This window comes from Cytobacillus sp. C11.1, from assembly GCF_058145115.1.
This window is the reverse complement of sequence record NZ_CM176935.1, coordinates 1,719,242-1,736,259: the sequence shown is the minus strand read 5'-3', so window position 1 is coordinate 1,736,259 and position 17,018 is coordinate 1,719,242. Positions and strand designations below refer to the sequence as shown.

At 35.7% G+C, this 17,018-nt stretch carries 17 protein-coding genes; all 17 read right to left on the bottom strand.

Annotated features, from left to right (window positions below; all coding sequences use genetic code 11):
- Positions 1–6: 6 nt before the first annotated feature.
- The 17 genes from AC3ZVC_RS08575 to AC3ZVC_RS08495 all read right to left on the bottom strand — a co-directional run bounded on the left by AC3ZVC_RS08575 (position 7) and on the right by AC3ZVC_RS08495 (position 16,985).
- Positions 7–1,077, bottom strand: coding sequence for an EpsG family protein (locus tag AC3ZVC_RS08575; protein WP_490067916.1), 1,071 nt, complete (start codon positions 1,075–1,077; stop codon positions 7–9).
- A 27-nt stretch (positions 1,078–1,104) separates the two neighbouring features.
- Positions 1,105–2,004, bottom strand: a complete 900-nt coding sequence (locus tag AC3ZVC_RS08570; RefSeq protein ID WP_490067915.1) for a glycosyltransferase family 2 protein — start codon at positions 2,002–2,004, stop codon at positions 1,105–1,107.
- A 14-nt stretch (positions 2,005–2,018) separates the two neighbouring features.
- A complete protein-coding gene (locus AC3ZVC_RS08565; protein WP_490067914.1) occupies positions 2,019–3,116 on the bottom strand; it encodes a glycosyltransferase family 1 protein in 1,098 nt (365 codons plus the stop codon).
- An 11-nt stretch (positions 3,117–3,127) separates the two neighbouring features.
- Entirely contained in the window at positions 3,128–4,189 is a 1,062-nt protein-coding gene (locus AC3ZVC_RS08560) for a glycosyltransferase (RefSeq protein WP_490067913.1), read from the bottom strand.
- Positions 4,152–5,318 carry a glycosyltransferase family 4 protein gene (locus AC3ZVC_RS08555; RefSeq protein ID WP_490067912.1) on the bottom strand — a complete coding sequence of 389 codons (1,167 nt, stop codon included), beginning with the start codon at positions 5,316–5,318 and terminating at the stop codon, positions 4,152–4,154. Before AC3ZVC_RS08555 ends, AC3ZVC_RS08560 begins: the two co-directional genes overlap by 38 nt.
- Before the next feature lie 10 nt (positions 5,319–5,328).
- On the bottom strand, positions 5,329–6,210 hold the full coding sequence (gene galU, locus AC3ZVC_RS08550) for a UTP--glucose-1-phosphate uridylyltransferase GalU (protein WP_490067911.1): 882 nt from the start codon (positions 6,208–6,210) through the stop codon (positions 5,329–5,331).
- Positions 6,211–6,227: 17 nt separating this feature from the next.
- On the bottom strand, positions 6,228–8,057 hold the full coding sequence (locus AC3ZVC_RS08545; RefSeq protein ID WP_490067910.1) for a polysaccharide biosynthesis protein: 1,830 nt from the start codon (positions 8,055–8,057) through the stop codon (positions 6,228–6,230).
- A gap of 33 nt (positions 8,058–8,090) precedes the next feature.
- On the bottom strand, positions 8,091–8,231 hold the full coding sequence (locus tag AC3ZVC_RS08540) for a hypothetical protein (RefSeq protein WP_490067909.1): 141 nt from the start codon (positions 8,229–8,231) through the stop codon (positions 8,091–8,093).
- A 278-nt stretch (positions 8,232–8,509) separates the two neighbouring features.
- Positions 8,510–9,181: a CpsD/CapB family tyrosine-protein kinase gene (locus AC3ZVC_RS08535; RefSeq protein WP_490067908.1), complete on the bottom strand. Its 672-nt coding sequence runs from the start codon at positions 9,179–9,181 to the stop codon at positions 8,510–8,512.
- Positions 9,159–9,881 carry a YveK family protein gene (locus AC3ZVC_RS08530; protein ID WP_490067907.1) on the bottom strand — a complete coding sequence of 241 codons (723 nt, stop codon included), beginning with the start codon at positions 9,879–9,881 and terminating at the stop codon, positions 9,159–9,161. The genes AC3ZVC_RS08535 and AC3ZVC_RS08530 overlap by 23 nt, the downstream gene beginning before the upstream one ends.
- 175 nt (positions 9,882–10,056) lie before the next feature.
- Positions 10,057–11,850, bottom strand: a complete 1,794-nt coding sequence (locus AC3ZVC_RS08525; RefSeq protein ID WP_490067906.1) for an ABC transporter ATP-binding protein — start codon at positions 11,848–11,850, stop codon at positions 10,057–10,059.
- Positions 11,851–11,862: 12 nt separating this feature from the next.
- Positions 11,863–13,041: a nucleotidyltransferase domain-containing protein gene (locus AC3ZVC_RS08520; protein WP_490067905.1), complete on the bottom strand. Its 1,179-nt coding sequence runs from the start codon at positions 13,039–13,041 to the stop codon at positions 11,863–11,865.
- 12 nt (positions 13,042–13,053) lie between these two features.
- Positions 13,054–13,506 (bottom strand): lasso peptide biosynthesis B2 protein, encoded by a 453-nt coding sequence (locus AC3ZVC_RS08515; RefSeq protein WP_490067904.1) that lies wholly within the window; start codon positions 13,504–13,506, stop codon positions 13,054–13,056.
- A 27-nt stretch (positions 13,507–13,533) separates the two neighbouring features.
- The gene (locus AC3ZVC_RS08510; RefSeq protein WP_490067903.1) at positions 13,534–13,827 is read right to left on the bottom strand and encodes a lasso peptide biosynthesis PqqD family chaperone; all 294 of its coding nucleotides are present in this window, start codon (positions 13,825–13,827) and stop codon (positions 13,534–13,536) included.
- Positions 13,817–14,758 (bottom strand): aldolase, encoded by a 942-nt coding sequence (locus AC3ZVC_RS08505; protein WP_490067902.1) that lies wholly within the window; start codon positions 14,756–14,758, stop codon positions 13,817–13,819. Before AC3ZVC_RS08505 ends, AC3ZVC_RS08510 begins: the two co-directional genes overlap by 11 nt.
- Before the next feature lie 143 nt (positions 14,759–14,901).
- Positions 14,902–15,033 carry a paeninodin family lasso peptide gene (locus AC3ZVC_RS08500; RefSeq protein WP_490067901.1) on the bottom strand — a complete coding sequence of 44 codons (132 nt, stop codon included), beginning with the start codon at positions 15,031–15,033 and terminating at the stop codon, positions 14,902–14,904.
- A 14-nt stretch (positions 15,034–15,047) separates the two neighbouring features.
- Positions 15,048–16,985 (bottom strand): asparagine synthase-related protein, encoded by a 1,938-nt coding sequence (locus AC3ZVC_RS08495; RefSeq protein ID WP_490067900.1) that lies wholly within the window; start codon positions 16,983–16,985, stop codon positions 15,048–15,050.
- Positions 16,986–17,018: the final 33 nt, after the last annotated feature.

The following is a 17,018-nucleotide window of genomic DNA, read 5'->3' as shown; positions in this document are numbered from 1 at the left end:
CAAAGTTTATGAAAGGTCAATATAATCACTTTCATAAATAAGACCAAAGCCTATTACTGACTCATAGTAATAATAAATAAAGTAGAAAATTAATATAGCAAGATAAATTAATTTCCTATCCCTCTCATAAAAAAGCTTTACAATCCAGGAAATCAATATTAAATTATATAGCCCAAAATATATATTAAATCTGGCAAAGATCCAGTTCTGGGATGCAATAATTATAAATACCATGCTAACAATTGACATATTTACAATATAGTCACTTTTTGGCCACATTTCTCTCAGTTTATGCCTCCCTATGAATGCGATAACTATTGGAGCTGCATTTACTAGAACCCTGAGAAAATTTGCTCCTCCCTCTGCAAAATCACTATAGTGACCATATTTGGTGTCTTCTATTGCTGAAAATAGGATGCTAGAAAACTGATTAAACCCTAGAACAATTAAGACTGATAAACCTAAAAGTATAAAGGTTATTTTTGTCCATGCCTCTTTTCTTACAATAAAAAACATTGGCAATAGAACTAGTGCACTCTGATGAATTGTCGATGCAAGAAATATAATAATTGCATATTTCTTAAAATCCCCATCAAGAAGGTACTTTGTTGCTGTAAATGCAATTGCTGCAGCTAAATATTGACGGATCCCATTCATAGAGGTTGTATACATACCTGAAGTGATATAAACATAGATACTTAGTTCGAATATTCTGGAATATTTATATAAAACTGTAACTACTAGAACATTAGTTATGATAGCAGTCGTTAAAATAAGGATTTGCGGATATGCTGAGAGCTTTTGAAGAAACATTTGCATTATATTGAAGCCAAAGTCACCTGAGAAATCAATCTTATCCCATGTTAGGATATTGGTTTTATAAGAATGCATATAAAAGTAGGTATCCCCGATATTGTTCCTTAATCCTGATACTAAAACTAAGGTGATTACTACCAAATACATATAACTTCTATTAGGTTTTATAAAGTTGAAGTTAACATCAATAGGATTAGAAAAATATCTGGACAAGAATGAAAAAATATATACTAATGAAAGGTTAATCCACATTATTGTCATTACATTACCCTTTCAAATCATTAATTTCTAACTCTTCATTACAGTTGTTTTACTTGTACTGTTTATAAAAAAATATAAAATAATACCAAATGGCATGGCAAATAAGGTAGTAATTTTATTAGGGGATTCAATCAAAAATCTATAGTTCTTTACCATGATGCTGCTTGATACATAATGAATACCTTCCCTTAATCTTTCCTTAAATGTCGGTGCATACTGCATTGCAACTTTTCTAAAAAAAGAAAACCCTTGTGGATTCTTTTTATATTGATTGATTATATTCATGCTGGAACCATCTGCTAAATACTCTACATGGCATAAAACATCGTTCATGACAAGCAAAGGATACTTCTGATCTATGAGTATATATTTATAGCTTAGGGGGCAATACTTCTCTCCTGAAAAAATTGGATAAGCGGGTGTGTTTCTAGTTAGCTCTGTTCTATATACCAGTTTTTTATCTCCTTTTACTTTATGTTTCCCATAAAGATTGGAAAGAGTTGATTCTTTTAAACTCGCTGGTATCTTTGTTCCGATTATTTCTCCTTTCGGATTGGCGTCTAGTCCGACTATTCCTGCATAGTTATTGCCTCCATAAGCTTTCCAAAAGGATACTATCTTTTCAACAGCGTCATCTGGCATATAATCATCGGAATCGATACAAACATTGAGTTCTGTATCAACTAACTCGTATGCCGTGTTATGCGCTCCATGCATACCTTGGTTAATTTGATAATGATAATGGATAGGAACTTTTCCCTCTTTAATCCACTCATCAACTAATTCTTTCGTCTTATCACTAGATCCGTCATCAATAATTAACCATTGAAAATCCTTGCAAGATTGCCTCTTTAAGCTTTCATAACACAAATGAAGAGTATATGCCCGATTAAATGTTGGTGTAAACACAGTAAGTGTTGGCTTCAACTTGGAACCTCCTTTCATTTGGCTTCTAATAAATAAAACTTGCTTAACCATTCAGCCATGGTGGCTGTATCATAACCAAGCTGGCTCAACATGTCAGCAGTGTTGGCATGTTCATATGTAGAAGAAATAATTTTATTGGCCCAACTTTCAGGTGTATTATTTAGACTGACAAATTCGACTCTCCCCGTAACATCACTTTCCTGTGTAATAGCATCTGATACGATACACTTTAATCCTGCTGCTTGTGCTTCCACAAGTACAACAGGTAAACCCTCAAATAATGATGGAAATAAAAACAAATCCATCCCCTGCATTAAGTCAGCGATATCAGATCGTACTCCTATGAACAAAACGTTTTTTGTCAAACCTAAGCTTTTAACTTTTTTTTCGATTGATGGCTTTAAATCACCGTCTCCAGCTAATACCAAAACTGCATCTGGTCTATTTTGATGAAGGCATTTAAAAATATCAATTAGAAACTCATGATTCTTCTGTTTATTAAACCTTCCGATGTGACCAACTACTAGTTTATTGCCAACTCCCAATTCCTCTCTTACCTTTTTTCGAACTTCAGGATTAAAATTAAAGTCACTTACATTTACAGCGTTATTTAAGACCGTTATCTCATTTGAACTTTTACCGAAAAGCCATTGCCCAGCTTTTTCCGAGCAAGCAAAATATTTGGTAGGAACATCTTTCATAAGATACCGGGCATATAAGCGGAAAGGAAGCTTGGCATCGATACCCAAATCGCTTAGATGGCTATGAGCAATCCTCCCCGGTATACCAGCTCTTTTGGCAGCCCTTAATACAAAACTGCTGTTTTCATTAATATGGGAATGAACAATTCTATAACCTTTATTAGATTCAAAAAATCCGTCTAGTTTATTAAAATATTTGCGATAATTACCTGGCCTAATTCTAGGCATTTTGAAGATTCTTCCACCAAGACTTAGGATCTCCTTATCGTAATGCCCTTCTACATCTCGATGGACCATAAAATCAAACTGAATCTTGTTTCGGTCTATTTTTCTGTAATAATTCATCAGCATGGTTTCCAGACCGCCGCGATTCATAATGGTAACTACTTGCAGTACTCGTATAGGATCCAAGGAAATCCCCCCTATCTAATTGCCCTTCTTAAAAAGTTAATCCCATTTAACATTAAGTAAACTCCTAATGCCGATCTAGTTTTCGCACAAAAATAAAAAGCTCTCCAAACAACCGGAAATGACGACAAGTCTAATTGTTTAAAAGAACTTATGATTTGTTTATTATTAAGAATTAATTTTATTCTTTTTATTTTTTCAAGAGAGTTTGCCGGGTTGTCAGCACTTATCGTATTTAAACCGAGACCAAGTGTACCCATGCATATTCGATTATTGAGAGCAGTATTATATTCTTCATCCATTTTCTCAGACTCAATAAAGGTTTTCATTTTTTTATAAAGGTTTTCCCACTGGATTACTAAGTCAGGTTTGTAGGAAGATGTTACGGATGCATTATTTTCACGCCAATAATGATAAAATGGTTTATTAATAAAAATAAAGGACTTAGAATAATATAAGGCTTCAATATTGAATAAAGAATCCTCATTCGTTCCTATTTCTTTAAGATCGGTGAAGCGTAAATTTTTTATAATTTCTGCACGGTAAATCTTTGACCAAACAGTTCCCCAAGCATCTAAAAGCTCAGGATTGGCTAACTCATTATCCAGGGGGCCAATTAAGCGTCTCATGATTTTGCTTTGGACCTCTGTTCCCGTATAACGGATTTTTTCGGGTAATTCAAATTTCTTTTCTTTAGAATGTGTTCCAAATTCCCTTGTATAAGTACACATAACAATATCTGCTTTTTCTTGGAAAGCAATATAGTACAAAGTTTTATACATGTCGTTTTCAATCCAATCATCAGGGTCAACAAAACCAATATACTCTCCAGCTGCTAATTTTAGCCCTTCATTTCTTGCCGAAGAAACTCCACCATTTTTCAAGTGGACTGCTTTTATACGCAAATCTCTTTTTTTATATTCATTTAATATACTTGCACTAGAATCTGTCGACCCATCGTTGACCGCAATTATTTCGATATTCACTAATTCCTGTGAAAGCAAACTGTCGAAACATCTACTCAAATATTTTTCCACATTATATATAGGCACGATTATGCTTACTTTTGGTCTCATTCGTTTCCTCCGCCATATAAGTTGAGTAGACACTTTGTAATTCTCTACTAACTTGAGCAATCGCATATTTTTTAACGCGATTACGACTTTCAACCCCCATCATCCTGCGCAGCTCTGTTATTTGATATATCTCAAGAATCCTCAAACCAAAATCCTGATAATTCTTAGGCGATAAAGTAAACCCATTAATTCCATCCTGTATTAGTTCCTTATGTCCCCTATTTGAACTTGCTACTACGGGTAAACCAGACGCCATTGCTTCCATTATATTTACTGGGAGTCCTTCTCGAATACTTGATCCCACCGCAAGGTCACTCATTTTCAGCAGCAATTCAACATCATCACGAAAACCAAGAAAATTGATCATTTTTGCAATTTCCAACTTCTCTGCCAGCTCCTTGCATTGCTGCAGTAAAGGACCTTCACCTGCTAATAATAGTTTTACATTCGGTACTGAATCCTTAATATGTGCTAAAGCTTGTATAAGGAGAGTTTGATTTTTATTTCTATTAAATTCAGCTGCATAAAACAATATAAAATCTTCATCTTTATATCCATACTCTGCTCGTAAAACAGACTTATTAAACTTATTTATAGAGCAAAACCGATCAGTATCCACTCCAACGCCATGAACATGTTCTATCTGTTTCGCCTTAAATCCATGTTTTACAGCAAGACTATAGTCTTCATCATTAATCGTTATTAAGCAATCTGTTAATCGGGCAAGAGTTCTTTCAATAGGATAATAGATAAGCCAATTTAAGAGTGGAGCCCCTTTACAAAAATGGAATCCATGTGCCGTATAAATGACTTTTGTTCCATGCTTTCTGGCTGATCCGGCAGCAATCCTGGCCAATACACCACCCATCGGAGTGTGGCAATGGATAATTTTATACTGGTTTCCATCAATAATTGCCTTTAATTGCTTATATGCCCCAATGTTCTTCCTTTTGAAGGGGGATCTTTGAAAAGGTATATTAAATTTCTGATCTACATAAGGGAGGTCCAACTCACCGGCAGCTGCGACATGAACCTCCCAGCCTTGTTCCTTGAACCATTTTAGATATGGCAAGTGAAAGGCACTAAAGTGATAATCAACTGTTGCACAAAATAACACTCGTTTTCTCATAAGCTCCTGCCTATTTGATTAATTGTCTATCAAGAACAGATGATAGATAATCTAATAGATCTTTTCTTAATTCCCCACGTTTTAACGCAAACTCAATCGTTGTTTGAATAAAACCCATTTTTTCGCCGACATCATACCTGACACCTTCAAAATCATAGGCGTAAACCGCTTCATGTAAATTCAATCCTGCAATGGCGTCCGTTAACTGAATTTCACCGCCAGCTCCAGGTTTCTGCTCACTTAATATTTCAAAAATTCTTGGGTTTAAAATATATCTTCCCATAATCGCCAGATTGGACGGTGCTTCTTCCTGATTTGGCTTTTCTACTAGACTATTAACACTGTAAAAACGATTTCCGATTTCATTTCCATCCACAATTCCGTATCTGGACACTTCTTCATTTGCAACGGTTTGGACTCCTAGGATTGAAGCGTTATATCGCTCATATTGCTCGATCATTTGCTTAAGACAAGGCTTTTCGGCCTGCACGATATCATCACCTAACAAAACGGCAAAAGGCTCGTTTCCGATGAATTTGCGAGCACACCAAATGGCATGGCCCAACCCTTTTGGCTCCTTTTGGCGAATATAGTGGATATCCGCCATCTGTGATGACTTTTGCACTTCATTCAATAACTCTAGCTTTCCTTTTTCCAAAAGGTTTTGCTCTAATTCAAAGGAATGGTCAAAGTGATCTTCAATTGCTCGCTTACCTTTCCCTGTTACAATAATAATATCTTCAATCCCTGCTTCTATAGCTTCCTCTATTATGTATTGGATTGTTGGCTTATCAACGATTGGCAGCATTTCCTTGGGCATGGCTTTTGTAGCGGGCAAAAATCTCGTTCCTAATCCTGCAGCAGGAATAATAGCTTTTCTTACTTTCTTCATTTTATAATCCACCTTTCTTAACTTGAAATTGACATAACCGGCTCAGGTATTGCAGCTTTGTTGTTTGCCAGGTTAATAAGTGTTTCTCTTAAAGCTCCCTTATCAAGGGTATGATAGGTTTGTATAATTTCATTAATATCCTCAAGATAAAGATTTGCCGTTTTTCCAATATAAATGTTTGGATATACCTGCTGGTCATGTACTTCTTCGTCCTTAAGCAATTCCTCGAAAAGCTTCTCTCCTGGTCTAATGCCAGTAAACTTTATTCCAATTTCTTCTATAGAATGACCGGATAATTTGATTAAGTTCCTTGCAAGATCCACTATTTTCACCGGATCTCCCATATCAAGCACAAATATTTCCCCGCCTTTTGCTAAAGCACCCGCCTGTATGACTAATCTCGACGCCTCGGGAATGGTCATAAAATAGCGAATCATATCGGGATGTGTGACAGTTACGGGTCCACCTTTTTCGATTTGCTTTTTAAACAGGGGAATGACACTGCCTCGTGATCCGAGGACATTGCCAAAGCGGACAGCAACAAATTTTGTCTCACTGTTTTGATCCATATTTTGAACAATCATTTCAGCCAGACGCTTGGAAGCTCCCATAACACTTGTTGGATTAACCGCTTTATCCGTAGAGACCATGACAAAGGTTTTCACTCCATGCCAGCTAGCCGCTTCTGCAACATTTCTGGTGCCAATAATATTGTTCTTTACCGCTTCTTCAGGATTTCTCTCCATTAATGGCACATGCTTATGGGCAGCAGCATGATATACCACATCAGGCTGGTACGTACTCATTACAGACATCATCTTTTTTCCGTCCTGCAAATCGGCTATTTCCGTCAAGAACTCGATTGGCAGATGGCTAAATTTCTCTTTTAACTCAAGTTCAATGGAATAGATGCTATTTTCACCATGTCCCAGAAGCACAAGTCTTTGCGGGTTAAATTTTGATATTTGACGGCAGATTTCAGACCCTATAGAGCCGCCTGCACCTGTCACCAAAACTGTTTTGCCCGTTACATATTCAGATATAGATTCTATATCCAAATCAACAGGACTCCTTCCCAAAAGGTCTTCAACCTTTACATCCCGGAAAGCATTCACAGAAATTTTTCCTGTTACCAGGTCCTCCAGCATCGGGAGTATTTGGGTTTTAGCTCTCGTTTTAGCGCATTCCTGAAAAATCAAACTTAATTCTTTTCTGCTTAGTGATGGAATGGAGATGATGATGTTTTCAATACCTAACTTATCCACTGTTTCAGGTATTTTCGTTATATCGCCGACAACAGGCAACCCTAGAATATGCAATTGATCCTTTCTGCGGTCATCATCAATAAAAGCGATTGGATGCAGCTCAGCTTCACTATTTTTTAATAACTGCCTCGCTACCATCGTGCCGGCTGAACCAGCGCCTATTATGAGGGTTCTTTTCTTGTTGTTATTATTTATTAAGTAGTTGTCGCGATAAATTCTCCAGCAAAATCTTGATCCCCCAATAAGGAGCATTTGCAGCAGCCAGGTTACAGCCAGAAGCCTGTAGTATATTTCCTGCAGCAGTATTTGCTGGATCAGGACTGCTGTCAATATGGATAAGCTAACAACTTTAAAAATGATGATTAACTCACCAGTACTAGCATACTCCCAAGCTTTATGATAGATTTTAAATTTAAATGAAAATATATGATGACTTACTATAATGCCGATGGAGCTTATTAAAACAGGTAAGGTGATCACATAAATGTTGGCATCTACTAAAAATCGTCCCAGGAAAATGGCAGACAGAACAATAAAAGAATCAGCCAAAATAAACAGCGACAGTCTTTGTCGATACGACATGTTTTCCCTCCTTTACATGATTTTCGATTGCATTTATTCAAGAGTTATATTTCTTCGCTGTATGGCGTATTCAACCAGCTTCCTGATCTCTTCCAATTGTTCTCTAGTAGCATCTTGTTTTATATACCTTACAGCCTTCTTAATTGACTTTGGAAAGTTATCAATTTCTTTCATTCCCGCATCTCCTTTGATAAGTAATAAAAACCTTCATAATAGGGTTTAGACCAAATCTTATTATGAAGATTTTTATTAATAATTGGGGCATTCAACCCCTCCTCACATCACACTCTCGACGACCGGCGTCTAAGGTCTCTCAACCCACAGCATGACCGAGTGCCTCCATTGATAAGGGTAAGGAGACATCACCACATTAAAGAACATTTAATTCTAAATAACGAACAAATCCTTAAAAAAATATATGTCAGCTCCTAGCTGAACATACTACTTTTTTACTAGTTTTTCTCATTTAAAATAACTCCGACAATCTTAGCCTTTGCATACTCTAAAACTTTTTTAGATTCAACCGCATATTCTTTATTCGTTTTATCCTGCCTTATTACCAGGACAACCCCATCACTTAAATTAGCTAAAATTTTTGTATCTGTCACTTCTAGTACAGATGGTGAGTCAATTAAAATGATGTCATAAAGCATGCTGACCTTTTCCAATAATTCTCTCATTGTCTTTGATCCTAGCAATTCTGCAGGATTAAAAGGAATTGTACCGCTAGAAAGAATATCAAGGCTGCCAATTTCCGAAGAAAAAACCGTTTCTTCAAATGTTGCCTTACTCGAGAGAACATCCGTGAGCCCGCTTTCGTTTGAGGTTTTAAAAATTTGGTGAATACTCGGACTTCTTAAGTTTCCATCTATTAAAAGAACCTTTTCTTTCTGCTGTGCCATGGAGACAGCTATATTAGCAATGGTTGTGGATTTCCCTTCATGTTTGCTTGGAGAAGTGACTAGCAAAGTGTTATTTTTCTTTTCTCCATGGATAAAATGGAGATTTGTCCGGATAGTCCGATATTGTTCAGAAATGATCGAATCAGGATTTGTGTAAGTAATTAAATTTCGTTTTTTTGTAGAAGCCAAAGTTCTTCTTTTACTTAAAACCAATCGTCTCACCTCTGAACTCAATTTTAGTTTTAAGTTTCTTTTTATTTATATTCTTTTTATTCATTTTCGAAATACTCCCTAAAACCTGGAGTTCAAGCAGCATTTCAATATCACGCTCTGAATTGATTGAATCATCTAATGAATCAATTAAAAAGATTAATCCTATTCCTGCAATTATTCCAAATATAAATGCGACGAGAATAATTTTGCTTTGTTTGCTCTCATTAATTGGTATAGGATCTTCTTTGGCACTTGATAACACCCGTACATCATCAAAGTCCATAATTTTTGGAATTTCTTTTATAAACACTTCTGCAGTCGTATTTGCAATGTCAGCAGCCCTTTTGGGATCCGTATCAATCACGCTAATTTTCACAACCTGTGTATCATCAATACTTGCAACATTGATGGATGCAGCCAGTGCTTCTGGGGATTTTTCAAGTCCGAGTTCCTTAATAACCTCTTCTAAAACGGTAGTGTCCTTAATAATTACCTGAAGGGTATTACGATATCCTGACTCTGCATTTATGATTATGTTTGTTGAGGTATCATATAATGGAACCGTTTTATTAATGCTGCTATAAAACCATCCTGCTATCGTGGCTAACCCTGCAAATAAAATTAAAATCCAATACCTTTTTTTAATTACTCTATACAGATCTTTAAGATTAATTTCTTTAGCAATTTTTTGATCCTGGAAATGACTCATAAAAACCACCTTATTGGTAAGATAATGTTCTGAATAGAGAACAAATGATCCAAAAAAATAACAAACTTAAACAGTATTAAATTAGCAACATATTTACTAGGAGTTTCTTATCATGTCTCTATTTTAGTTCTCTATACAGAACAAGTCAATACCAATCTTAAAATTTATATTTTTCTTAAACAGCGGTTTCCAGCTGTTTTCTTAGCATGTTACTAAACATGCTGCCTTCTTCCTTTGCCAACTGCCCAAATTCACCCTGCTGAATAATTTCCCCTTTATCCAGAACCACAACTTGATCGGCATTTTTAATAGTAGAAAGACGATGAGCTATTACAATAATGGTCATCTTTCCATTTAACCTTTCGAGAGCTTCTTGGATTTTAGTTTCATTCTCTGTATCTAATGCGCTTGTTGCCTCATCCAAAACAAGGATTGAAGGGTTTCGTAAGATGGCTCGAGCTAGAACGAGACGCTGCCGTTCTCCTCCTGAAAGCCTTACACCTCTATCACCTATAAGTGTATCTAAACCTTGTGGAAGTTCTTTAACAAAATCAGCTGCTGCAAATTTTAGTGCTTCGAGGATCTGTTCATCAGATGCATCCGGATACACAATTTGCAAATTTTCTCTAATAGTAGTATTGAACAAAAATGGGTCTTGCGGAACATAACTAATAGATCTCCTTAATGCTAAAAGATTTTCTTCAGATAAAATTCTTCCATCAATATTTATATTCCCTTTTTCAGGTTGGTTTAATCCCATTACAAGGTCTATTAATGTACTTTTGCCTGCTCCGGACTTTCCAACAATTGCAGTCATTTGATTTGAAGAAAATAAAATATTAATATTCTTTAATGCATAATAATTTTCACACGCATTGTATCTATAAAAGACATTCTCAAATTTAATTCCCTGTTTTATGTTTATTGGTTTTATATCTAGAGAATCGAAACTTTCCAGCTCTCTAGCTGCAAGGGATTCACTTCTTAAATTAATAACTGATTTTAACGCAGGTATGGTTGATGCTATCTGCTCCAATCCCGACTGTATACCTGTCACTCTCGGCCACAATCTTGTAAAAATAATAATAATTAACATTAGTTCACCTGACTGAGCATTAAAAAGATTCAAAGATAAGAAAATGAATAGGGAAATAAGAGCAGCTGAAGCGACTTTATAATAAAATTGTGAAGCTGTTTTTAACGTTACATATCCCATTTGTTCTTCATACATTTGCTGAGAAACGGAATTAAACCAATTCATTCTGGATTGTTCTAACGCATTGCTTTTAATATCCTTAATACCATTAAAGTTATCAGTTATCCCCGCCATGAAAATCCTCCCAACCTGGGAAGTACTACTTCCGAGCAAGCGAGATTTTTTGATATAACTACTGGAGAAAATAGCCAAAATCACACCGCTCAATAATACAAACCCTGTAATCTCGGGAGATAAAAAGAATGCAATAGCCACTTGAATTAAAGTAAAAATAATAGCGGTAATAAATTGAATAAAGGTATTAGTTCCCGCACTAACACGTCCTAACTCTGCAGTTATTGTATTAATAAGATCTGATTTTCTTTTTTTTAGATAAAAACCCCAGTTAGCTTTGAGCAGGTCACTATAAATTTCTGATCGTAAGTACCTTGCAAACCCATGCTGAATTTTGACATTTTGTATCGTCACATATCGCTGGAGAAGATTTTGAAGTATGTTCACTAGTAAAAAGACTCCGAGAATAAAAGTTAAGCCAAACATTGCTGGTAATTCCTGCAGAAAGGCAAATGCATTTGTTAAATAGGGATCTCCTCCTTCAACTCTCACAATACCACTATGACTGATAACCGGTATTAAAAGTAAAAGTCCAATTCCATCTAAAAGGCTAATGCACACCATCCCTAGAAGATTAAGAAATATTTTTTTTCCAGAATATGAATACAACTGCTTAAAAAAATAAAAAACTGATTTCACCTTAATATCCTCCTAAGGTAATGCATGTTTCCTTTTCTTTCTAATAATCCAAAGTAATGGACGAAGTGGAAAATAAAGAAAATGGAGTTGTTTTGGTAAGGGTAAGGTTTCTGCATCAATATGGTACGGGTGCAGTAGGCTTAATAGATAAATAATTCTTTGCTGGAAAGACATTAATGAATATAAGTGCTTTGCATGATACTCAGATATATATTTAGGTACAGGATCAGTATGCAAATTAACCATCTTATCAAAATAGAATAATGCTTCATTTGCCAGTTTTCTTGGACGTCGCCCTTTTGTAAGCTGTTTCATTTCTGTGGTTAATCGCGTGCTTATAAGATTTTCTGAAAGTATTAGAGACTGTCCACCTATATGAGTACTATGATATTTTTTTAATGTTTTACTTATTTCTTCCCAATTGAGATCTTTCTTGATAATTTGATAGATATCTGTAAGCCAGCGCAGCCGTGACCATCCATGGCGTGCACCGTGGGTAACAAGAAAAAAGAATAAATCTTCTCTTCCTAGGTAATGGGATGGAGATCCTGTAAATGTTGTCTGTCTTTTTCTTTCCCACAATTCATCAAAGCCAGGTTCTTTACCGGGGGCAGGGTTAAGCCTCCAATGAATCTCTATTTTTGTGTTTTTATTTTGATGATAGTAAGTAAAGTGATGGTGTCTCCATTTCCAATCATCTAAAAGACTTTGGATATATTCATCTTTTTTATACCCTATACTAGTTAGTAGCTGATCCACTTTTTTCAGGTCTTCGATTGGAATAAGGATGTCCAGATCACCGCATGTTCTAAGTGAAATATCATCATATAACTCTACAGCCAAAATGGGGCCTTTAAGAAAGATGGATCGTATTTTATTCTCCGTAAATAATTTACTAAGCTGTTCCATTTCCCCACATAACTGAAGCATTTGGAGCGTGTTTTTTCTATAAAGCTCTTTCAAAACTTTAAGAGTTTTTTCAGGAATTGAAGTATTCTCAACCTTAGTTAGCTTTGAATATAATAATGGAAATAGTCGATGGTGAAGTGCCAGTTGGAGAAATAAATCCCAGTTTATCTCTTTTGTAGAGTCATGGAAAGCAATACAAATATCTTCGTTTTTAATAATATCTAAAATCAATTTAAGCTCTCGGGGAATATTACTCTGGTTAATTTTTAAATTTTTCGTCATATCTTTTCCCTTCTAATAAAGTCTTTTAATTTGATTAGCAAACATACCAACGACTGTAAAATTATTCATCCCCTCTGATCCTGATATATAAAAAGGGCCACTTCTCAGCCATGCATGTGCAATCATCTTCCCTGTTTCATCCCTTGCAGTTCCGAGATAAAGAGTACTATCAATCCCTCTCTTTTTCAGCATCTTCATTCCCGCAAAGGCCTTGACTAGGCACTGACTTTCCCAAAAGGTGTACCTGCTCATTATATGTATAGCATGGGAGACTTTTTTTATTTGCTCATGGTTCGATTCAATATAATCATAGGAAGTTTCTCTCATATGATCACCTAGGGAAGGAGATACTTTAGAAAATGGCACCATTTTAAGAATACGTGCCCATCCTAAATAAAAATACGCCTCAAATAAAAGAAGCCTTGTTTTGTGGTCAGTCTTAATAAATGTTACTAATTTTAACATAATTATCCCCTGTTTAAAGATAGATGATTATTTGACTATTTCAACTAATCCTTGGTTAGACAATAGATTGATGAAATCGATAACTTGTTCTTCACATTCCTCTATACCCACGTGATACCTGGAAATTAATGTGTTAATTATTTGACTAATTTCAATTGGATTATTAATTAAATCCCAAATATCTCCTCCAATTTCTCCAAGATTATAATACTTGCCATTTTTTATGCTTAACATCACTTTTTCACCACCCATATCACTTACAATATTGCCCTCAACTTGACAAACCTTGTAATTTAATGAAATTCCTTGATTAGTAATCATTGTAATTCCCCTCCATATTAATATTGTTTAATATCAATGTTGTTAAATCGTTTGCAGTAAAACGGTCTTGTGGCCTTTCAATTTTATATACATGTATTTGATTTACTAAGGTCGCTGTAAACTGAAAGTGCCATTCCATTAAGCCGAGCTCAGAAATTAAAAAATTACGATATGTATGCTTAAATAAAGTTTGCAAACTTTCAAGATTAAAGATTGGATTTAAACTGATGTCAGCATTATTTGTTTTCACTAGTTCAAAAACACCTGCTAAAGGCATAGGTTCAGAAGAAAATTTATATTTGACTGGAATTGCAAATTTAGTTTTTCTATCATATATGGGCTTATAAGTGTTTGATTGCATACCAAAGGCATTAAGACTTTCCTGCCAAAGCTTTTGCTGTGGATAGGATGGCGTAACAATAGGAGTTCCACCTTCAGAGAAATGTACAGGAATGACATCGTCACTCAAAAGATGATATCCATTATTTAAAAAAGCTGAAGCAAGAGTTGATTTTCCTGCACCGGAATCACCTACTATTGCATAAGCCTTGCCATTAATAGCTATTGCACTTCCATGTAAAGGAAGGAATTTTCTTTGGATTAAGAGGGCACCCATGCATGTTCCTAACACATAAAGACGTATTTGGTCTTCGTTTGAGCCAGCCATAGGAGAAACAATTATTTCTTTTCCATCCCTTATGCAAAAGGTAGCTGTATCAGGGATTTGAAACATAACTATATTCTCTCTAATAATAAAATAGCTAGCAGGCTCTGAGTATTTCCCCCATAGTGCTGATAAATCTTCAACTTTAATTTTTATGTCTACCCTATCAACCATACTATTGCATAGATGGAGTTCAGGTAGTCGAATATCACTAATAACCTGTAATCCAAACGCTTTGTAAATTACTTTTTCAATAGTGTTATACATCTTTTCCCCTCTTAATTTGAAATAGTTTTCGAAGACCGTAATTTGAATTGCAAAAGGGTTGATGACTTCTTTAAAGTAGGTATAGCCCTCATACAACATTAATGTACAAGGGCACCTAGAAACACTTTTAAAAGAACATTAGATTATGATTCATGATGGGGACCGTAAGCTGGTTCACCATTATAAGCCTCATCATGATATCCTTCGTAACCAGCCGCCATGGTCTGGTCAATATTAAGTTCTTCTAAACTTGGTTTTTGCCATTGTTTTTTCACGTTATCACCCCCTCTCAAGCAATTTTCTTTAAAAAGCGATATATTATTAAACTGCGTATGGCGATTCTATAATCAGGATCGATAGAATTTTCGATTTTGGGCCCTTCCTTAATTTTATGAATTGCTGATTTTACAACTTTTTTATCTAAATACTCATAAACTTGACTATCCCGTTCGAGTTCATCCAATTCATTGATTAGATTTTTCCACGATGGTGCTGTCCGATGCACCCAATCTACACCTTGAACACCCCTATATCGTTGATTAAGCCTAACTTTATCTGGCAAATAATTTTCTGTAGAATTTCGTATTAGGGCCCTATCTAACCCATCCTGGACATACTGCTCTTCAGGTATCGATAAACAAAACTGGATTACTCTTAGATCATTTGTGGGATCACGCTTCCACAAGCCATACCGCAGAGAAAGCTTTGTTCCTAGTGTATTGGTTGCATTCCAATGGTATAGTTGTTCAAAATGCTTTTTTCTTTCAGAAAAAATATCAGGTATAGATTTATTAAGTTCATTTAAACCATAATCATTAAGCTTTTTATATACATCTGTTTTCTCTGCAAACTCGCTATTAATGAGAACACGTGACTGATATGGTTTGATTGTTGGAGATAATTTATTAATAAAAGGAAATGCCATTCTTGTAACATATGAAAATGTTCGTCTTTCCTTAACACCTAAATTTGCACTATATTGTTTTAACTCCTTATAAAGAGAAATCCATTTCAATCTTTTTAATAGGACAGCATAATACTCCAGGGCAGGTCCCCAAGAAATAGAGAGATTTCCTCTTCCTCCATTAAGCAGCAATCCGACATTATCTTTTTGTGCTTGTTCAAAAATCCCTTTAATCCAAATAGAGTTTTCAAAAAATTTATATGGCATCTCTAATAAATCTAGAAAATCGTTTATTTCAAAAAAAGGATTTTCCCCTTCAAAATCTAAGTAATTCTCATTTAATCCTCCAATGTGGTTAACTGTTGACTCAATAAAGCTCTTCTCATTGGCTAGCCGATACTTTGGAGTAAAATCAACAAAGTCACTAGGGGGGATATAACTATATGTGTGCAAGACCTTCTTATCTTCTTGCAATGCCCGTGAGGCAAAACTGGCAACAGTGCCAGAATCCAACCCACCGCTTAAATGTGCTCCAACATCCTTATGGGTCCGTATCCTTTCTTTTATTGCCCGTTGAAAGATCTCTTGGAACGCTTCAATATATTCATCTTTTGACTTATAGGCTACCTCTTTGTCTTTTTTTAAATAGCTGTATCTGGCTAGTTTTACTTTTTCAGTTTCTATGGTGATAGAATGTGATGGAGGGAGTTGTTCAATTTTCTTATACACAGACATTGAAGTATCAACCACATCAACTACTCCTGAAATGGCAATAAACTCAGCCAGCCACTGCTCATTCAATTCCTTCTTAACCCCAGGCAACGAAAACAACGGCAGAATCGTCGTACTAAACCCAAACCTATGGTTATCACGATAATAATAAAGCGTCCGTGCCCCAGAAAAATCCCTAGCCCCAAACATCTTCCGCTCTTTTTCATCCCATATCATAAAGGCAAAGTCCCCAACCAGAAATTTAGGAGACTCTTCTCCCCATTTGTGGTAGGCGAGCAGGATCAGCTGGCTGTCTGTTATTTTTTTTCGGTCTTCCCGGTCTATTTGGAGTCTTTCGAAGAGTTCTTCACGATTGTCGATGATGGCGTCTGCTGTGATGGCAAGCTGTCTTTGGTAGTCATAGAATGGCAGCTGTTCACCAATGGATTCGGGTGTGATCCACTGAGCGTGGCAGCCCAGGAAGATGTTTTCTTGATGCCATGTCTGTATATTATCTGCAGGAAATTTTTCGAAAGCCTTCATCATTCCGCCGCTCTGTTCGATAGAAACCGGTTCTCCGTTTAAGTTGTAAATCCCAGCGATTGCACTCATTATTGCCTCCTGTGAAACATTATGTATTCACTA

Coding starts and splice junctions, on each gene's coding strand:
- AC3ZVC_RS08505 (WP_490067902.1), bottom strand. CDS start 14,758: ATGTATAACACTATTGAAAAAGTAATTTACAAAGCGTTTGGATTACAG.
- AC3ZVC_RS08515 (WP_490067904.1), bottom strand. CDS start 13,506: ATGTTAAAATTAGTAACATTTATTAAGACTGACCACAAAACAAGGCTT.
- AC3ZVC_RS08510 (WP_490067903.1), bottom strand. CDS start 13,827: ATGATTACTAATCAAGGAATTTCATTAAATTACAAGGTTTGTCAAGTT.
- galU (WP_490067911.1), bottom strand. CDS start 6,210: ATGAAGAAAGTAAGAAAAGCTATTATTCCTGCTGCAGGATTAGGAACG.
- AC3ZVC_RS08530 (WP_490067907.1), bottom strand. CDS start 9,881: ATGAGTCATTTCCAGGATCAAAAAATTGCTAAAGAAATTAATCTTAAA.
- AC3ZVC_RS08560 (WP_490067913.1), bottom strand. CDS start 4,189: ATGAGACCAAAAGTAAGCATAATCGTGCCTATATATAATGTGGAAAAA.
- AC3ZVC_RS08555 (WP_490067912.1), bottom strand. CDS start 5,318: ATGAGAAAACGAGTGTTATTTTGTGCAACAGTTGATTATCACTTTAGT.
- AC3ZVC_RS08545 (WP_490067910.1), bottom strand. CDS start 8,057: ATGTCGTATCGACAAAGACTGTCGCTGTTTATTTTGGCTGATTCTTTT.
- AC3ZVC_RS08575 (WP_490067916.1), bottom strand. CDS start 1,077: ATGACAATAATGTGGATTAACCTTTCATTAGTATATATTTTTTCATTC.
- AC3ZVC_RS08540 (WP_490067909.1), bottom strand. CDS start 8,231: ATGAAAGAAATTGATAACTTTCCAAAGTCAATTAAGAAGGCTGTAAGG.
- AC3ZVC_RS08520 (WP_490067905.1), bottom strand. CDS start 13,041: ATGACGAAAAATTTAAAAATTAACCAGAGTAATATTCCCCGAGAGCTT.
- AC3ZVC_RS08495 (WP_490067900.1), bottom strand. CDS start 16,985: ATGAGTGCAATCGCTGGGATTTACAACTTAAACGGAGAACCGGTTTCT.